We start from the raw sequence: 17,457 nt of genomic DNA, 5'->3' as shown, positions 1-17,457 counted from the left end.
GGTGGCGGCGATCAGGTTGGTCTGCAGTTTCATGGCGGTGTCCTCGGGATTCTCTGATGGGTGTCGTGTCGGTTCGTTCGGGGGTGTTCGAAAGCACGACGCCATGATTGCCGTGAACCGCGGCCAGCGGAACGGACAGCCCTGCAAGGTCGCTTTGCAGTTCTGCAAGGGGAGCCGAAAATGCTCTGGGGCGGGCGTTTGGGGGGGGGCGGGGCGAGCGCCGCCCGGGCATCAACGGCTGCGAATGGCCTGGAGGCGATGCTCGGCTTCAGCCAGGAGCGAGTGGGGCCTGGCTCCGCCTTCTGGAGGTTACGAGACCTCCATCAGGCGCGTCGTGCCCACATGCTCTTGTGGTGCGCATGCCTTCGCGCAGAGGGGGCGGATGCCTCAGATGAAGGCTTCGGTGTCGCGGATCAGCACGGCGTGGTGGCCGTCTTCGTCTTCGAAGATTTCGTAGAGGTAGTACATCTGGATGGCGCCTTCGGCGGTGCTGACGGCGACCTGGTCACCGGCTTCGGCGCTGAAGTAGGCGCGGCTGGCGGGGGCGGCGATGCATTCGATCAGGGCGCTGAAGAACTCCTCGGGGTCGCTGCCGTCGTAGTAGTCGGCACGCTCCTCGGCGCTCCATTCGGCGGGCGGCTGGAAGGTGCCGGTGATCAGCACGCGGGCATCGCCCAGGTCTTCTTCCTCGGCGTCGGGGTCATCTTCGTCGCCGCGGTAGAGGGTGGCTTCGAGTGCGTCGGGGCTGGCCAGCACGGCCTGGCGGGAAACGAAGCGACGCTGCGGGTCGAGCGCGGCGGCCTGGCAGATCTGGACCCAGGTGGGGTCGCTGGCGAGTTCTTGAGTGGACACGGCGGTCTCCGCAGGGGCTGAAAGGCGGCAGTTTCCGGGAGGCGGGCGAGGCTTGCAATGGGCCGCCGATGAGCGCAGGCCGATGAGGCGGGGAGTCAGTCGGCCTGGCCGTCGCTGGGGCCGATCAGCTGCGCGACCATGGCGATCACGGCGTTGATGTCGAAGGGCTTGTCGAACACGGCGGCGAAGAGATCGCTCCGGTCACGGCCGACGCTGCCCTGGGCGCCGCTCATGAGGATGATCGGCAGGTCGGACGATTGCGCGCGGGCGCGTATCGCCTGGGCGAACTCGAGGCCATCCATGATCGGCATCATGAAGTCGGTGATGACCAGGGCCGGGCGCTCGCGGTCGAGCACTTCCAGGCCACGGCGGCCGTTGCCGGCCTTGACGACCATGTAGCCTTCGTCCTCCAGGGCGAAGGCCAGGATGTCCGCAATCAGATACTCGTCATCGACTACCAGAATCGTTGTCATTAAGCGCTGACCGATGGGCGGGTTTCAGATGCCGGCATTGGGTGTGGCAACCCCGGACATGACGGCGGTCGCGTTCTTGAAGGCCTTGTCGAGTGCGATGCCGTGGTCATGGATGAGGACTTCCAGCAAAGAAGGGTCGTAGCGGCTGTCCCTCATCTTCAGAATCGACAGCAGCCGTTTCAGTTCAGAGTTCATTTCCACGTAGCGCATCAGCACCAGGTTGTCGACGATGCTCGACAGCTCCGGCGCCGGGGCGTTGATGTCGGCGCTGTACAGGTCGCGCATTTCCCAGGTGGCGAAGACGGTGACGTCCAGTGCGCGCAATTCGTTCATCAGCGCGCTGAAGAATTCCACCAGGCGCGCCTGGCTGGTGGCGACGCGCGCCATGCCGCCGAGGCTGTCGATGTGCACACGCTTGATGCCCTTCTCGGTCACCGCCTTGATCAGGCGCGCGCCGAGACCATCGAGCAGGCCTTCGGTGGTGGGTTGCCACATCAGGTGCAGGGCGCCGGACTCTTCCAGGGCCTTGAGGTCGACGCCGATGCTGCGTGCCTTCAGGCGCAGGCGCTCGGGCGACTCGTAGAAGCCGAAGTGCAGGCCCGGCTCCTCCGGGGTGGACTGGGCGAGGAAGCTGATGCCGAGGCTGGTCTTGCCGACGCCGGCGGGGCCCATCACCAGGGTGGCCGAGGAGCGCGGCAGGCCGCCGTCGATCAGCGCGTCGAGGCCGCTGATGCCGCTGGATACACGGTGCAGGTCCGCGTTGTCGGTGCGTGAAGGGCGGCTGTAGAGGGTTTCCAGGCGCGGGTAGACGACCAGGCCGTCGTCGGTGATCTCGCATTCGTGCAGGCCGGACAGTGCGCCGCTGCCACGGGTCTTGCGCAGCTGGATGCGTCGTACCGAGCGGGCGCCGAACAGCTCTTCGCCCAGCTCGATCACGCCGTCGACCATGGTGTGCTCGGGGCTGCCGTCGTCGAGGCGTGCGCTGGTGAGGAACAACACGGTGCAGCCGGCGAACGCGGCGTGGCCCTGCAGCTCTCCGATGAATTTCTTGGTGTCCAGCGGTGTATCCGCCTTGGAGCGGGCATTGAGCAGGCCGTCGACGATCAGCACGGTGGCCTTCTGCCTGCTGATCTCGCGGCGCAGCAGCTTGACCACTTCGTCCAGGCCTTCGTTCTCCAGGGTGTCGAAGGCGCTGACGAACTGGATCTGCGCTCCGATCTGCGAGGCGTCGAAGAAGCTCAGGGTGGAGAGGAACTGGAAGAGCCGTTCATGGGTTTCGGCCAGCAGGGTGGCGACCAGCACCCGCCCGCCGTCGCGCACATGGTTGAAGGCGATCTGGTTGGCGAGGATGGTCTTTCCCGACCCGGGACGGCCCTGGACGATGTAGGACGCACCGGCAACCAAGCCACCCTTCAACAGGGCATCCAGCCCTTCGATGCCGCTCTGAAGGCGTTTTAGCTGTTCCAAGTTCTGGCCTGCCTCATCTGGAAGTTCGCTGGAAAGGGCCGACTGCATCTGCTCGGGAGCCCGGTCCGCCGGCGTTGCGCACTGCGTCCGGGTGTCGGGGTCGGCCTGAATCCCGGCGATTCTACGCTGCCGGGCTCCGGTCAGCGATAGAGTCGTGCGCCCCGAACTAGTTCCTGTGCGCTGCGCCTGCTTTTCAGTGGGCCTCGCGCGGGCGGGCGGGCAGGCACAGGGTCACGCTGGTGCCCGCGCCGGGCGTGCTGTCCACGCGGATGGTGCCGCCCTGCTGGCGGATGAAGCCGTAGGCCTGGCTCAGGCCCAGCCCGGTGCCCTTGCCGAGGCCCTTGGTGGTGAAGAAGGGCTCGAAGATGCGCGGCAGTATCTCGGGCGCGATGCCGACGCCGTCGTCACGCACGGTGAGCAGGACGAAGTCGCCGTGCAGGTTTTCCCACTCGCCCTGCAGGTGGCGGTTTTCGGCGCGCAGCACGATGGTGCCGCTCTCCTGCATGGCATCGCGGGCGTTGAAGATGAGGTTGAGCAGGGCCATTTCCAGCTGGCTCGGGTCCACCAGGATCGGGTGCAGCGGCGGGCATAGCTGCAGCTCCAGGCTCATGCCCTTGGGCAGCGCCTGGGTGAAGAACATCTGTGCCGAATGCAGGGTGTTCTCCAGCTCCACGAGCTGTTGCTGCTGGTCACGCTGACGGGCGAAGGAGAGCAGGTGCTGGGTCAGGTGGCTGCCGCGCAGGCCGGCTTCGTGGATGCTGCCCAGGAGTTCCTTGAGGCGCTTGGGGTCCTGGGTGCGGGCGGCCAGCGCCGAGGCGCCGATGATGACCGTGAGCAGGTTGTTGAAGTCATGGGCCATGCCGCCGGTGAGCTGGCCCAGGGCTTCGAGCTTCTGCGCCTGGAACAGCTGGGCACGCAGCTCCTGCAGCTGCAGTTCGGAGTCGTGGCGCTCGGTCATGTCGCGGGTGATCTTGGCCAGGCCGACCCTGCCCTCTTCGTCGTGCACCAGGTCCATAACCGCCAGGGCCCAGAAGCGCGTGCCGTCGCGGCGTACCCGCCAGCCCTCGTCCTGGGCGCGACCGGTGGCCAGCGCAGTGGCCAGAAGATGCGCCGGGCGGCCGGCGGCGCGGTCCTCTTCGGTGAAGAACATCGACAGGTGCTGGCCGATGGCCTGTTCGGCGCTGTAGCCCTTGATCCGCTCCGCGCCGGCGTTCCAACTGACGATGCGGCCCTCGACCGACACCATATAGATGGCGTAGTCGACCACCGCCTTGACCAGGAGCTCGTAGCCGCGTGCGCTCAGGTCTTCGCTGGGCTTGGGGGGGATGGGGTCCATGTACACCTGCTCGGGCTGGGAACCTGCGGATGCCGGGCCGTGCAAGTCCATCCGGCCATCGTGCGCCGGGCCGTCCGGCTCCTGCCTGGCGCTCATTCCGGAATCTTCAGGCCGCGTGCCACCGCCGGACGTGCGAGGAAGGCTTGCAGCGCGCGATTCACGTTGGAGAAGTCATCGAAGCCGACCAGCCCGCCCGCTTCGTAGAAACCGACCAGGTTGCGTATCCAGGGGAAGGTGGCGATGTCGGCGATGCCGTAGTCGTCCAGGAGCCAGTCGCGCCCCTGCAGCCGTCGGTCGAGCACCGCCAGCAGGCGCCTGGACTCGGCGACGTAACGGTCGCGCGGGCGCTTGTCCTCATAGTCCCTGCCGGCGAATTTGTTGAAGAAGCCGAGCTGGCCGAACATCGGGCCGATGCCGCCCATCTGGAACATCAGCCACTGGATCGCCTCGTAGCGCCCGGCGGCGTCGTCGGGGATCAGGCGGCCGCTCTTCTCCGCCAGGTAGAGCAGGATGGCACCGGACTCGAACAGCGCCAGCGGCCGGCCGCCGGGACCGTCCGGGTCGAGGATCGCGGGGATCTTGTTGTTCGGGTTGAGGGAGAGGAATTCGGGGGACAGCTGGTCATTGGTGTCGAAGCTGACCTTGTGCGCCTCGTAGGGCAGGCCGATTTCCTCGAGCATGATCGACACTTTCACCCCGTTGGGCGTGGGCAGCGAGTAGAGCTGCAGGCGGTCGGGATGCCGGGCGGGCCACTTGTGGGTGATGGGGAAGGCGGAAAGGTCGGTCATGGAGAGTACTGTCGAATGGCTGCGGGACGAGCAGACAGCATGGCTGGGCCGCGGCGCTTGTCCAGTGGCGAACGGTCGGGGCGTGTCCGATGTTCGACTTTCGACCTGTATGGAGGGAAAAAGATCGGCCTGCCCGATCCGCGCCTGCGGGATTGGAGCTTCGGTGCCGCTTCTGGCCCTTGGAAAATGACTTCAGCCCTGTAGGCCAGGGTTCGGTGGTGGGAGAGAAGAGCTGCGTTCTTGGGCCAGGCGGGGGACGAGCCGAGGTAGCCCCGAAGCCATGCCCGGAGTCGAAACACAGCGGGCCCCATGAGCTCTGGAATGTCTGTCCGGGTTTCTAGTCCGGGTCTTTCGACGGCAGGAGCAGGTACTACGCCGCCACGAGCCGGCTGCCTGTCGCTGCGCTGTTCCGGGCACCGGCAGGCGAGGCAACGCGCAGTGGCTGTGCTCGATCCGGCCCCCTGTCGATGGGTTGACGTGGCGGGAGTCGACTCTCAAGGTATGTAGCAAGCTACAAATCAGGACACAGGAAACATGTTCGAACTCAAGGACCTTCCATCCCGGGACACGCTGGCCCGATTTGCTGACGAGTATGGGAATCCGGATGTCGAAGGGCTGCACACCTGGCTCATCTGGGCCTCGGCCACCAACCAGATGCTGTCGGCATTCGATGAGAACCTGGCCAGGCACGGCCTGTCACAGACGAACTTCTTCGTGTTGCTGCTGCTCAAGCGCAACCCGGAAGGGCTGACGGTCGGCGCGCTCGCGGAAGGCGTCTCCGTTGCCTCGCAGACCATGACCCGCGCTGTCGCGAAGATGGAGGCAAATGGGCTGTGCAGCAAACACGAAGACCCCCTGGATGGCCGCTTGTGGATCGTTCGCCTGACGCCCGAGGGTGAAGCCGCCTTGGCGAGGGTCCTCCCCCGACATTACGAGTGGGTGGCCGAGCTGATGAGCACGTTCACCGAGAAGGAGCGTGCCAGCCTGGCCAAGCTCATGGTGAAGGTGGGCCCTGCGTTGGCGTTGCGCACCTCGGGCAACGGAACCGGCTGACCGCGTTTCATTCCTCTAGGCATGTAGCACGCTTCAAAAGTCCGTACGCCTTGCCAGGAGTCCGTGCGGCGAGGCCACCTGTACTGAAACTCCTGGCTCGAAGAGATATGTAGCAATGCACATAAATTCCAGTCATGCGACGGCTCCTGCCACCTTTTTGGTCGTGCAGATGATCCTCTGCGCCGTGGCGGTTGTATCACTGCTTTACGTCCCTGTACCGATCCTCGCGCGGTTGGCCCAGGACTACCAACTTCCGCTCGGAGGGGCTGGCCTCTCTTTGATGGTGTTCAGCGTCTGCTATGCGTGCGGCTTCTTGATCTTTGGGCCACTGTCCGACAGGTTGGGGCGCCGCGCTGTGCTGGTAACCGGCTTGGTGGTTCTGGCTGTCGCTTCTGCAGCCATGGTTTTTGTGTCGTCCTCGAAGGCTTTCCTGGCAATGCGTGCCCTTCAGGGATTCGCCGCCGCTTCATACCCACCTGTCGCCATCGCCTATCTGTCCGAACATGGCAGCCCCCGTCAGCGGGCATGGGGCGTCGCCTGGTTGAGTACGGCGTTCCTTACTGCCGGACTGCTGGGGCAGTTGTACGGAAGTCTCGTTGCTGCGGTCTGGGGGTTCGGCCTGGCAATGGTCCCGCTGGCAGTCGTCTACCTGATCACTGCCATAACGCTCCTGAGTTGTCGCAACGGTCTCCGGAAGGCCGGAGCCTCCGGGCACCTGTTGTCGATCTACCGGCCGCTCTTCCAACTCCTCTCGGACCCCCAGCTGCGCCGTGTATACGTCCCCGCCTTGCTGCTACTCATGGCGTTCGTGGCCTTCTATGTGGATCTGGACCGGCGATTGATCTCGGGCCTGGGGCAGGGAATCGATCCGCTGGTCGCGCGTGCGGTTGCCCTGCCAGGACTCTTTGCGCCCCTCGCTGTTGCGGGGGCTATCCAACGATGGGGCGCGAACCGCGTCGCCAGCTCAGGTCTGGCCGTTTCGGCCCTCGGCTTGTTCCTTGTGGCGGTGGTAGGGGAGCACAGCCTCTTCTGGTTGTTGTCATCCAGCGTGGTATTCGTCGCCGGCATCGGCATCAGCGTGCCCGGGCTAATTGCCTCTACCTCGACACGTGCTCCGGAAGCGGCGAGGGGGCTTGCCGTGGCTCTCTATACCTTTTTTCTGTTCCTGGGCGCGAGCATTGGGCCCTGGGTCGTACGCCTGGGTGAATCCTGGGAGGACTCGAGCCTGTTTCTGATACTGGCGTCATGCATAGCGGCTGCCGCCATGTACAGCGCCACCGAGGGTGGAAGGCGTGCGCGGTAATCGTTCAATGCTGCGCGCAGGTAGTTGCAGATGATCAAGGATGCCGACGGATCTGCAGTGGATAGTCTGACAAGGAGTTTCGATATGGGTGTTTATCTGGTTGTCGCTGATCGATTCGATGTGTTCTCGAAACAGCGCAATGTGCTTACCTGCAGCGCGCTCCGCCAATCGTTGGGTGGCAGGGGTGTTGTCCAGCTGAAAGGCTCGAGGTTTGTTGCTGGGCAAGGTCTTTCCTCCGAGCAGATCGATCAGTTCCATGACATGGCGCTGGAGCTGGGGTACGTAGAAGAATTTCGTCACTGGCGTACATGGGCCGATCAAGAGCCTGCAAGCGTCCGGCTTTCGCATAAGCGCAAAAAGCAGAACGTACTGATTTCGACACCCGAGCGACGTGGAGATGTCTTTGTCGCAGGCCTGCTGCTGGACGCAAACAATGAGCTGATGCTCGACCATCTCACTGGCCAGCACGTTCAGGGGATGGTGTTAACCGAAGCGTGTCGCCAGATGTTCCTGGCGGTAACCGAGAGGTTCCACCTCGCGGACTTCCAATCAGTTGAGCGCTATTTTGTGCTCAACGAAATGGCCATGCGTTTTTTGGCATTCGCCTTTCCCCTCCCGGCGGAAATCCGTTATCGACTTCTGGATATGAAACAGCCTCGACCCGATCGGGTGGACGTGCATGCCGACATGGAGGTCTGGCAAGGAGAACAACCGGTTGCTGGTATGACGGTTAGGTTCAGCGTCATGGATGCCGAGCTCATTGGTGTTCGAGAGTGCAGGCTCGCAGCCAGCGCTCTAGCTGCCCAGCTTCGGCGGCTACGTCGACGGCTGGGCATCGTGCCTGCCGAGAATGCGCTCGGCGTAAACCTTTAGCCAATCCCTTATCAGAGAGAGGGCCTGTTGCCGGCATTGACTAATGCGTCAGTGCCAGCAAGGACGCGACCATGACCTTACCTCGTCTCGCTTTTTTTGATGTAGATGAAACGCTTATCGACATCAAAAGCATGTTCAGCTTTCGAGCTTTCTACCTACTCCGCCAGCTGGGAGCCGCAAACGGCGCACAGGCTGAGCAGCAAGAGGTCGACCGCCTTGGGCAACTGATGAGCCAGGGCGCTGATCGAGCTGCTGTAAACCGTTCCTTCTATGAGGTCTTCCAGGGGCATGAGCGGTCACGGGTCATTGAGGCTGCCGATGCATGGTTCTCGATTGAAAAAGAAAGACCGGGATTCTTTGTCGACACAACGCTGAGGGCATTGAGGCAACACCAAGAAGATGGAGTGGGCATCGTGTTCGTGTCGGGCTCGCTTACGGAGATTCTCCGACCGTTGGCCGAATACCTGGGCGTGAGCGATGTGCTGGCAACCCGCCTTGAACTAGAAGCAGGCCGCTACACGGGGAGGCTGGCAGCTCCACAGACAATCGGTACTGGGAAATGGAAGGCGGCCAATCAGCTGATGCTGGAACGGGGAGCCAAGCCTGGCGATTGCTATGCCTACGGTGACCATCTTTCCGATCTTTCCCTTCTGGAGAGTGTTGGCCATCCACGGGTGGTCGCTGTCGATCCTGCTCTGGTCGAGATAGCCAGACTGCGGGCATGGCCGTTAATGCATGCGGCTTCTGATCGGCAAGGGGGCTGATATGTTCTTCCACTCGTTTATTTTCGGCCGCCTGGCCGTTCTCGTGGGTTTGGCCTCTTGGCTGAGTATCGCTGTGATCAATAACCTGTTCGATCCCGATACCAACATCCTGCACTTGGGCAACACCCTTTCCATGGCCTTGCTCAAGGAAGAGCAGGTGCTCGGCGGCGCTCTTCTATCGAGAGCGTGGCCGATCGAGTGGGCAGAGCCGTTGCTGATGGTCGTCGCGACCAGTCAGATGCTCATCGCGGTTTTTCTATGGGTTGCTGCGCTCGGGTATGTGCGGGCTTGGCGGCGACGTAGCCTTTCGAGTCTCGATCAGGCGCGCAACTTGGCATTGATCGCACTGACTTGCTTTCTCCTGCTTTGGCTTTTCTTCATCTGCGGTGGGCTGTGGTTCGGCTATTGGCTCAAACAAGGGGCCATACAGTCGGTACACATGACACTGATTCTCATAAGTCTCGGTGCCCTCCTGTGGGTGCAGAGCGAGCCTGCTCGCCTCTGCCACGAGCTTTCAAAGAAAGGCAGCCACGAGAACAACTAAATAGAAGGAGCTCCAACATGAACCAATGGAACCGTTGGGTATTCACCGCTTTCCTGACGACCCTGGTGGCGGCCAATTCCTTTGCTTCCGAGTCAGTGTCCAAGGAGATAAACGCAATGAAGTCCGATACGGATTCGATTTCCATCCCCAACTCGCATGCATACGTTTCTGCTCGCGAGGTCACCATGGATGGTGAGCGGGTTGTATTGACTCGTTATCAGCGCATGGATGGACGCAATGCCGAGTTGGGCGGCGAGCATTTCAGCACTGTTGTATCCGCGACCGGTGAGCTTAAGGGCTTCGCCAACATTTCTCTGGATTTGGCAGGAAAGCCCTTGCCCTCTCGTGAACGTTCGGAGCAGGTGGCGCGTGATTTTCTGCAGCGATCCGCCCCTGACTTGCTCGCCCGGATGAAGATCAGTTGGATAGATCCTCACGATGAGGCCATCGAGGTAGTTCGCGACGGCCAAAAGAAGACGGTCACGTTGACCGGAATGAAGGTGAAGGCCCGCAACCTGGCCGATGGTCGCTGGTTCTGGATCATCGTCGGCAGCGACGAGAAGCCGATGATCTTCGAGCGCGACATCGTGTGGATCACTTTTCCTGGAAAAAGGAAGACCGAGAAGTGGCTGCACGATAGCTGGCTGGCAGAGCAAACCGCTGACAGCAAGGGATAAGGCATCGAACGGAGTTCCCCCCTTTTTCGGTGCACCAACAGCTCAAGGAGTAATTCATGCGCTCGATCCGTTCGCACTCCGGGAGGTTCGCGCTCCTGGCGTTCCTGGTCACTCTGGTTGCCTGCGAGGCTAAGCAACAGGATGTGTCGCTTGGGCTCCCGGTGGTCGGTGTTGCTGAGGTAGTCACAAGAAAGGTCGACGACTGGGAGGAGTTTTCGGGGCGCCTCGAAGCCCCGGAGGTGGTTGAGCTGCGTCCACGAGTGTCTGGTCCTGTCGTGGACGTTTTGTTCCGGGATGGCGCTACCGTCAGGAAAGGCGAGGTGCTGTTCCGTATCGACCCTCGCCCGTTCGAAGTCGAGGTCCAGCGTCTCGAGGCGCGTCTCCGTCAAGCCGTTGCCATACGTACGCGTACCGAAAGCGAGGCTCGGCGTGGTGATCGTCTCAAGGCGAGGAGTGCCATGTCGACCGAGCTGGCCGAGGCTCGCCGAGCGGCTGCCGAGGAGGCTGGGGCGGAGGTGGCAGCGATTCAGGCCCAGGTCGAGGCGGCTCGTCTCAACTTGGGGTACACACGCATCACAGCCCCTATCGATGGGCGCCTCAGTACTGCGAACGTGACGGTCGGCAACCTTGTGAGTGCCGACTCCACCCTTCTCACGACGCTACTCGGAACCAGGAATCTTCATGCCTATTTCGATATGGACGAAGGCACCTATCTCAGGCTTTCCAGTGAACTGCTAAATGCAGGGGAGCCCGCTCTTGTACATGTTGAGCTGACTGGAAGAGCGGGAGAAGCGCATAGGGGGCATTTGGACTTTATCGACAATCAGGTGAGCCCTCTGACAGGAACTCTCAGGGCCCGTGCAGTCCTCGACAATGCGGCAGGAACGCTGATTCCGGGACTTTATGTGCGGCTGAAGTTGCAGGGGCTCGCATCCTATGAGGCAGCCATGATCAGGGATGAAGCCATTGGTGTCGATCTGGGCAAGCGCTATGTGCTGGTTCTGGGAGGGGACGGGGTCCTGAGCTACCGAGAGGTCGAACTGGGGCCCAAGCAGGAAGGGCTACGTATCGTACGTAGTGGCCTCAAGGGGGGGGATGTAGTCGTGGTCAGTGGACTGCAGCGTGCCAGACCCGGTGCGAAAGTCTCGCCCCGGACGATGATGATGGTGATCGATGACGTTCCAACGAGTGCCGAGATACGAGAACCGTCCGACTCGACCCGAACTGTTGCACAGGGCGTTGCTCAGGATGAGCGCACTGACAATGTGACGCTCATGTCTGCCTCGGAGAACTAGCAAGATGGCGTTCTCTCGCTTTTTCATTGGTCGGCCCATCTTCGCCGCTGTCTTGTCGATCCTCATGCTGATCGCCGGAGCCCTTTCGCTTTTCCAGTTGCCGGTCAGCGAGTACCCGGAGGTTGTTCCGCCCACTGTCGTGGTGCGCGCACAGTTTCCAGGTGCCAGTCCTGAAACTCTGGGAGCAACGGTGGCGTCACCCTTGGAGCAGGCACTGTCCGGTGTCAGGGGCATGCTGTACATGAGCTCTCAGTCGACAGCAGACGGGGTCATGACCTTGACGCTGACCTTCGCCCTGGGTACGGATCTCGATAGCGCGCTGGTTCAGGTTCAAAGTCGAGTCAGCCGTGCCTCGTCCCAGTTGCCCGTCGATGTCCAACGCCTCGGGATTACGGTCGACAAGACCTCGCCTGCGTTGGCTCAGGTGATTCATCTCTATTCCCCGTCGGGACAGTACGATCCGGTCTACCTCTCCAACTACATGACGATCCACATCATCGATGAGCTGTTCAAGATCGAGGGTGTAAGCGACATACGCCTGTTGGGCATGGGCGATTATTCGCTACGGGTCTGGCTGGACCCGGACAAGGTCGCGTCCTACGGACTCGGTTCGATGGATGTCGTTCAGGCGATACGTGACCAGAACCGGGAAGTTGCCATCGGTGCGCTTGGTGCTCCTCCTGCGGCGGATGGCTCGGCATTCCAACTGCAGATCCGTTCGCAGGGGCGCCTGGTGACAGAGGATGAGTTTGAGCGCATCGTCATCCGTTCCGCCGGCTCTGGGAATGTGGTTCACCTCAGGGATGTCGCTCGCATTGAACTCGGGGCGAACCAGTATTCACTGAGTGCGCATCTGGATGGCCAGCCATCGGCAGCTTTACAAGTTTTCCAGGAGGCCGACGCCAACTCGATCGAACTCTCGGACAAGCTCCGTAACCGCATGGACGAACTGGCCGAAGCGTTCCCTCCGGGCATCAAGCATTCCATTGGGTACGATCCGACCGTTTTCGTTCGAGGCTCGATAAAGGCCGTAGTCCTGACCCTGCTGGAAGCACTGGTACTGGTGGTGCTGGTGGTGGTGCTCTTCCTGCAGAACTGGCGTGCGTCCATCATCCCGCTGGCTGCCGTGCCCGTTTCGCTGATCGGCACCTTCGCCGTGATGCAATTGCTTGGTTTCTCGATAAACGCGCTTTCACTGTTCGGCCTGGTGCTGGCGATTGGCATCGTCGTCGACGATGCGATCGTTGTCGTGGAAAACGTTGAGCGTAACATCGCACTGGGCCTGGAGCCGAAGGCAGCCACCCAACGGGCGATGGAGGAGGTCATTGGCCCCATCATTGCGACCTCCCTGGTGCTGTGCGCGGTCTTCATTCCGACGGCTTTCATTTCCGGACTCACGGGGCAGTTCTACAAGCAGTTCGCCTTGACTATCGCTATCTCGACGGTCATCTCCGCGATCAATTCCCTGACATTGTCTCCCGCATTGGCCGCGATGTTGCTCAAGCCGCCTTCCGAGGGGCGCGATCCGCTGAGCCGGGGGATTTATCGTGCCTTTGGCGGATGGCTCTTCCGCCCCTTCAACCGTTTTTTCCAGCATGCAAGTGATGCTTACGTGAGCGGTATGGCACGGGTTCTTCGAGGAGGAAGCCTCGCACTGCTCCTGTACGTCGTGCTTGTCGGCCTTGGCTATCTGGGGTTCGAGCGGATTCCAATGGGGTTCATTCCCCAGCAGGACAAGCAGTATCTGGTCGCTTTCGCGCAACTTCCGGAGGGGGCGAGCCTGGAGCGCACGGAGCGGGTGATCCTGAAAATGTCCGAACTTGCCCTGGAACAACCCGGTGTGGCCAATACGGTGAGCTTCAGCGGCCTATCGATAAACGGCTTCGTCAACAGCTCTAGCGCAGGGTTGATGTTCATCCCGCTGAAATCCTTCGCTGAGCGTGGCGGCGACCTCTCCGATGTCTCCATCGCCCGATCCCTCAATGCGCGCTACGGGGACATCGAGGATGCGTTCGTCCTTGTGGTGCCTCCCCCTCCAGTGGAGAGCCTGGGGACCATAGGCGGGTTCAAGGTCCAGATCGAGGATCGGGCTGGCCTCGGACATGAGGCGCTTTATCGGCAGACACAGAGGCTTCTGGATAAGGCCCGACAGCTACCGGAACTGGAGGGCATGTTCTCCAGCTACCAGATCAGCGCACCGCAGATCGACGTCGTAGTTGATCGGGACAAGGCACGGACCCACGGTGTCGCGATAAGCGAGGTCTTCGACACGTTGCAGATCTACATGGGATCGGTCTACGCCAACGACTTCAACCGATTTGGCCGCACCTATCAGGTGCATGTGCAAGCGGAGCAAGGCTTCAGGGGAGAGCCAGGGCAGATCGGCCTCCTCAAGGTTCGCAATGAGCAGGGGGTGCTGGTCCCGCTTGCCTCTTTCGTCGATGTTCGGCTCGCAGCAGGACCCGACCGGGTGATGCATTACAACGGTTTCCTTTCGGCCGAGATCACAGGGGGCCCCGCCGCGGGCTACAGCACCGGCCAGGCGCAGGCTGCTTTCGAGGCGTTGCTGAAGACGGAGCTGGAGCAGGGCATGGCGTACGAGTGGACTGAGCTGACCTACCAGCAGATTCTCGCCGGCACCTCTACGAACCTGGTCTACCCACTGTGCGTTCTACTGGTCTTTCTCGTGCTGGCGGCCCTGTATGAGAGCTGGAGCCTGCCGTTGGCTGTCATTCTGATCGTGCCGATGACGCTGTTCTCGGCATTGGCGGGCGTTGTGGTCAGTGGTGGGGACAACAACATCTTCACGCAGATCGGTCTTATCGTACTGGTGGGGCTGGCCTGCAAGAACGCGATCCTCCTCATCGAGTTCGCCCGGGCCAGGCAGGCGTGTGGCGTGAACCGGCTAGAAGCGGTCCTGGAGGCTTGTCGCATGCGCCTTCGTCCAATCCTGATGACATCGTTCGCCTTCGTCATGGGGGTTGTTCCCCTTGTCCTGGCCACCGGCGCTGGAGCTGAAATGCGCAGGGCAATGGGGGTCACGGTCTTTTCCGGGATGCTTGGGGTCACTTTTTTCGGCCTCCTGTTCACCCCCCTTTTCTACGTACTGCTTCGCCGTACCGTAGAGGGGAGAAACCCACGCCCGCAAATCGCACAACCCGCCCCTGGCGGTACTTTCGACAAAGGAGTTGCCGAATGAATGGACTGATGCTCACTTGCCTGCTAGCAGGAATGAGCCTGCCGGCGCTTGTCAATGCGGCCACGGATCTTGCAAACAACGGAGAGTCCATCGAGACGCTGAGCCGAGCGAACTACGCCACGTTACCCGCCCCCGCAGGGCCTTACTCCGTTTCGGTAAGGCACGATCGGACGCTCTACCTTTCCGGAATGACGGCGTTTGGTACGCCGGCCCAGGGTGGGCCGATGGCGGAACAGGCGGAAGCAATCTTCGACCAGTTGGAGCGAGTCACGGAAGCCGAGGGAATTGGCATGAAGGAGCTGATCAAGATCACGATCTACGTGACGTCCCTGGAGGATGTTGCCGCTTTGCGAGACGTGTTGAGCCGTCGTTATGGAGATTCCCGTCCTGCAAGTTCCCTTGTGCGTGTCGCGGGGCTTTTCTCCTCTGAAGTCGGCATAGAGATCGAGGCCATCTTCGCTCTGCCCGGATAGCTTCCGACCCCGCACAGCCATTGCTTGGCTTCGGGGCTTTGACGATGAGATGCGGTAGCTCGGCCGGGGCTCAGCTTCACGGCCCACTGCCCCCCGACCTGCTAGCCGCCTCACCGCGCCGGGGGGCAGCTTTCCAGCAAGAAATTCCCCCGCACGGGTTGCTCGGTACCGTCGAGCATCGGCACCTGGGAGTCGTCCTTGAGGTTGACCCCGGAGAGCTGGCGGCGGCTGGCTTCGCGCATCAGGTAGAGGAGGCGGTGGGCGGCCAGGCCGTAGGAGAGGCCTTCCAGGCGGACGTTGGAGATGCAGTTGCGGCTGGCGTCGGTGAGGCCGACGCGGGGCGCCCAGGTGAAGTACAGGCCGAGGCTGTCGGGGGAGCTGAGGCCGGGGCGTTCGCCGATGAGGATCACCACCATCTTCGCCTCGAGCAATTGGGCCACTTCATCCGCCACCGCCACGCGGCCCTGTTCCACCAGGGCGATGGGGGCCGTGCGCCAGCCATCTTCCGCCGCCTGTTCCTCGAAACGCTGGAGGAAGGGCAGGGCGTGGCGTTGCACGGCGAGGGACGACAAGCCGTCGGCGATCACCAGCGCCAGGTCGTAGCCGTCGGGATTGGCCGCGGCATGCTGGCGCAGGCGCTGGGCCGAGTCCTCGTCCAGGCGCCGCCCCAGGTCGGGGCGTTGCAGGTAGGTGTGGCGGTCGCTGGCGGCGCTGTGCAGCAGCAGGCTGTCGCGGCCGCGCTCGGCCAGTTCGGCGGCCAGGGCGGCGCGGTCGAAGGGCAGGTGCACGGCGTCGCGGGCCTGGGCGTGGGCGAACTGGAAGTCCAGCTGGGCCTCGGTGGGCAGGCTGGTGCCGGCGCGGCCGAGGGCGATGCGCGCTGGGGTGAGGCGGCGCAGTTCGCGCCAGGGGTTGTCGAGGGCGGGGCGCTTGTCGTCGGTCATCGAGGGCTCCTCAGCTGAGCTGCGCCAGGGCCTGGCGGAAGGCGGGCGGCAGTTGCTCGCCCAGGCGCACATGGCCGTCCCGCTGGTTGGCGATGCCCATTCGTTCCAGCCAGGCCTCGAACTCGGGCGCAGGCTTGAGGCCCAGGCTCTGGCGGGCGTAGAGGGCGTCGTGGAAGGAGGTGGTCTGGTAGTTGAGCATCACGTCGTCGGAGCCGGGGATGCCCATGATGAAGTTGATGCCGGCGACGCCGAGCAGGGTCAGCAGCATGTCCATGTCGTCCTGGTCGGCCTCGGCGTGGTTGGTGTAGCAGATGTCGCAACCCATGGGCACGCCGAGGAGCTTGCCGCAGAAGTGGTCCTCCAGCCCGGCGCGGATGATCTGCTTGCCGTTGTAGAGGTACTCCGGGCCGATGAAGCCGACCACGGTGTTGACCAGGAAGGGGTCGAAGTGGCGCGCCACGGCATAGGCGCGTGCTTCGCAGGTCTGCTGGTCGACGCCGTGGTGGGCGTTGGCCGAGAGCGCGCTGCCCTGGCCGGTCTCGAAGTACATGAGGTTGTTGCCCAGGCTGCCGCGTTTCAGTGAGAGCCCGGCCTCGTGGCCTTCGCGGAGGATCTCCAGGCTGATGCCGAAGCTGGCGTTGGCCGCCTCGGTGCCGGCGATGGACTGGAACACCAGGTCCAGCGGTACGCCACGGTTGATGGCTTCGATCGAAGTGGTGACGTGGGTGAGCACGCAGGCCTGGGTGGGGATTTCGTAGCGCTGGATGATGGCGTCGAGCATCTCCAGCATCGCGCAGATGGACGACAGGCTGTCGGTGGCCGGGTTGATGCCGAGCATGGCGTCGCCGTTGCCGTAGAGCAGGCCGTCGAGAATGCTCGCAGCGATGCCGGCGGGCTCGTCGGTGGGGTGGTTGGGCTGCAGCCGCGTGGACATGCGCCCGCGCAGGCCCATGGTGTTGCGGAAGCGGGTGACGACGCGGATCTTCTGCGCCACCAGCACCAGGTCCTGCACGCGCATGATCTTCGACACCGCAGCGGCCATCTCCGGCGTCAGCCCGGGCGCCAGGGCGCGCAGCGAGGTCTCGTCGGCCATATCGCCGAGCAGCCAGTCGCGCAGCCCGCCGACGGTGAGGTGGCTGACCGGGGCGAAGGCGGCGCGGTCGTGGCCGTCGATGATCAGGCGGGTGACTTCGTCGTCTTCGTAGGGGATCAGCGCCTCGTCGAGGAAGTGCTTGAGCGGGATGTCGGCCAGGGCCATCTGCGCGGCCACGCGCTCGCCGTCGCTGCTGGCGGCGACGCCGGCGAGGAAGTCGCCGGAACGTGCCGGGCTGGCCTTGGCCATGACGTCCTTGAGGCTGTCGAAGCGCCAGGTCTGGCCGCCGACGCTATGGGAAAAAACTGCCATGTCGATCGTCCTGT

At 62.8% G+C, this 17,457-nt stretch carries 16 protein-coding genes; 9 read left to right on the top strand and 7 right to left on the bottom strand.

Annotation, left to right across the window (positions count from 1 at the left end):
- Positions 1–387: 387 nt before the first annotated feature.
- From ACYJSS_RS27935 to ACYJSS_RS27915, 5 genes are all read right to left on the bottom strand, one after another.
- Entirely contained in the window at positions 388–810 is a 423-nt protein-coding gene (locus ACYJSS_RS27935) for a hypothetical protein (protein ID WP_236206124.1), read from the bottom strand.
- 137 nt (positions 811–947) lie between these two features.
- Complete coding sequence (locus tag ACYJSS_RS27930; protein ID WP_236206083.1) at positions 948–1,325, bottom strand: response regulator; 378 nt, start codon at positions 1,323–1,325, stop codon at positions 948–950.
- Positions 1,326–1,349: 24 nt separating this feature from the next.
- Positions 1,350–2,792, bottom strand: a complete 1,443-nt coding sequence (locus ACYJSS_RS27925) for an ATPase domain-containing protein (protein ID WP_111264367.1) — start codon at positions 2,790–2,792, stop codon at positions 1,350–1,352.
- A gap of 193 nt (positions 2,793–2,985) precedes the next feature.
- Positions 2,986–4,128 carry a two-component system sensor histidine kinase NtrB gene (locus tag ACYJSS_RS27920; RefSeq protein ID WP_459481014.1) on the bottom strand — a complete coding sequence of 381 codons (1,143 nt, stop codon included), beginning with the start codon at positions 4,126–4,128 and terminating at the stop codon, positions 2,986–2,988.
- A 92-nt stretch (positions 4,129–4,220) separates the two neighbouring features.
- Positions 4,221–4,916, bottom strand: a complete 696-nt coding sequence (locus ACYJSS_RS27915) for a glutathione S-transferase N-terminal domain-containing protein (RefSeq protein WP_236206084.1) — start codon at positions 4,914–4,916, stop codon at positions 4,221–4,223.
- A gap of 534 nt (positions 4,917–5,450) precedes the next feature.
- Between ACYJSS_RS27915 and ACYJSS_RS27910 the strand changes: the two genes are divergently transcribed.
- From ACYJSS_RS27910 to ACYJSS_RS27870, 9 genes are all read left to right on the top strand, one after another.
- Positions 5,451–5,969, top strand: a complete 519-nt coding sequence (locus tag ACYJSS_RS27910) for a MarR family winged helix-turn-helix transcriptional regulator (protein WP_111264361.1) — start codon at positions 5,451–5,453, stop codon at positions 5,967–5,969.
- A 115-nt stretch (positions 5,970–6,084) separates the two neighbouring features.
- Positions 6,085–7,272, top strand: coding sequence for an MFS transporter (locus ACYJSS_RS27905; RefSeq protein WP_236206085.1), 1,188 nt, complete (start codon positions 6,085–6,087; stop codon positions 7,270–7,272).
- A gap of 30 nt (positions 7,273–7,302) precedes the next feature.
- Positions 7,303–8,145 (top strand): AfsA-related hotdog domain-containing protein, encoded by an 843-nt coding sequence (locus ACYJSS_RS27900; protein WP_236206086.1) that lies wholly within the window; start codon positions 7,303–7,305, stop codon positions 8,143–8,145.
- 71 nt (positions 8,146–8,216) lie between these two features.
- The gene (locus ACYJSS_RS27895; RefSeq protein WP_111264358.1) at positions 8,217–8,909 is read left to right on the top strand and encodes an HAD family hydrolase; all 693 of its coding nucleotides are present in this window, start codon (positions 8,217–8,219) and stop codon (positions 8,907–8,909) included.
- The gene (locus ACYJSS_RS27890; RefSeq protein ID WP_236206087.1) at positions 8,881–9,453 is read left to right on the top strand and encodes a DUF2165 family protein; all 573 of its coding nucleotides are present in this window, start codon (positions 8,881–8,883) and stop codon (positions 9,451–9,453) included. The genes ACYJSS_RS27895 and ACYJSS_RS27890 overlap by 29 nt, the downstream gene beginning before the upstream one ends.
- A gap of 17 nt (positions 9,454–9,470) precedes the next feature.
- Complete coding sequence (locus ACYJSS_RS27885; protein WP_236206088.1) at positions 9,471–10,130, top strand: hypothetical protein; 660 nt, start codon at positions 9,471–9,473, stop codon at positions 10,128–10,130.
- Positions 10,131–10,186: 56 nt separating this feature from the next.
- Complete coding sequence (locus tag ACYJSS_RS27880) at positions 10,187–11,425, top strand: efflux RND transporter periplasmic adaptor subunit (protein WP_236206089.1); 1,239 nt, start codon at positions 10,187–10,189, stop codon at positions 11,423–11,425.
- Between the two features lie 4 nt (positions 11,426–11,429).
- A complete protein-coding gene (locus tag ACYJSS_RS27875; RefSeq protein ID WP_459481009.1) occupies positions 11,430–14,624 on the top strand; it encodes an efflux RND transporter permease subunit in 3,195 nt (1,064 codons plus the stop codon).
- On the top strand, positions 14,621–15,097 hold the full coding sequence (locus ACYJSS_RS27870) for a RidA family protein (RefSeq protein ID WP_111264355.1): 477 nt from the start codon (positions 14,621–14,623) through the stop codon (positions 15,095–15,097). The genes ACYJSS_RS27875 and ACYJSS_RS27870 overlap by 4 nt, the downstream gene beginning before the upstream one ends.
- A 110-nt stretch (positions 15,098–15,207) precedes the next feature.
- On the opposite strand, the gene eutC is transcribed toward ACYJSS_RS27870, so the two are convergent.
- Both eutC and ACYJSS_RS27860 read right to left on the bottom strand, forming a co-directional pair.
- Positions 15,208–16,038 (bottom strand): ethanolamine ammonia-lyase subunit EutC, encoded by an 831-nt coding sequence (gene eutC, locus ACYJSS_RS27865; RefSeq protein WP_236206091.1) that lies wholly within the window; start codon positions 16,036–16,038, stop codon positions 15,208–15,210.
- A 10-nt stretch (positions 16,039–16,048) separates the two neighbouring features.
- Positions 16,049–17,443: an ethanolamine ammonia-lyase subunit EutB gene (locus ACYJSS_RS27860; protein ID WP_236206092.1), complete on the bottom strand. Its 1,395-nt coding sequence runs from the start codon at positions 17,441–17,443 to the stop codon at positions 16,049–16,051.
- Positions 17,444–17,457: the final 14 nt, after the last annotated feature.

This window comes from Pseudomonas sp. No.21, assembly GCF_054558415.1.
The sequence above is the reverse complement of the archived record's forward strand: the minus strand, read 5'-3'. Positions and strand labels throughout refer to the sequence as shown.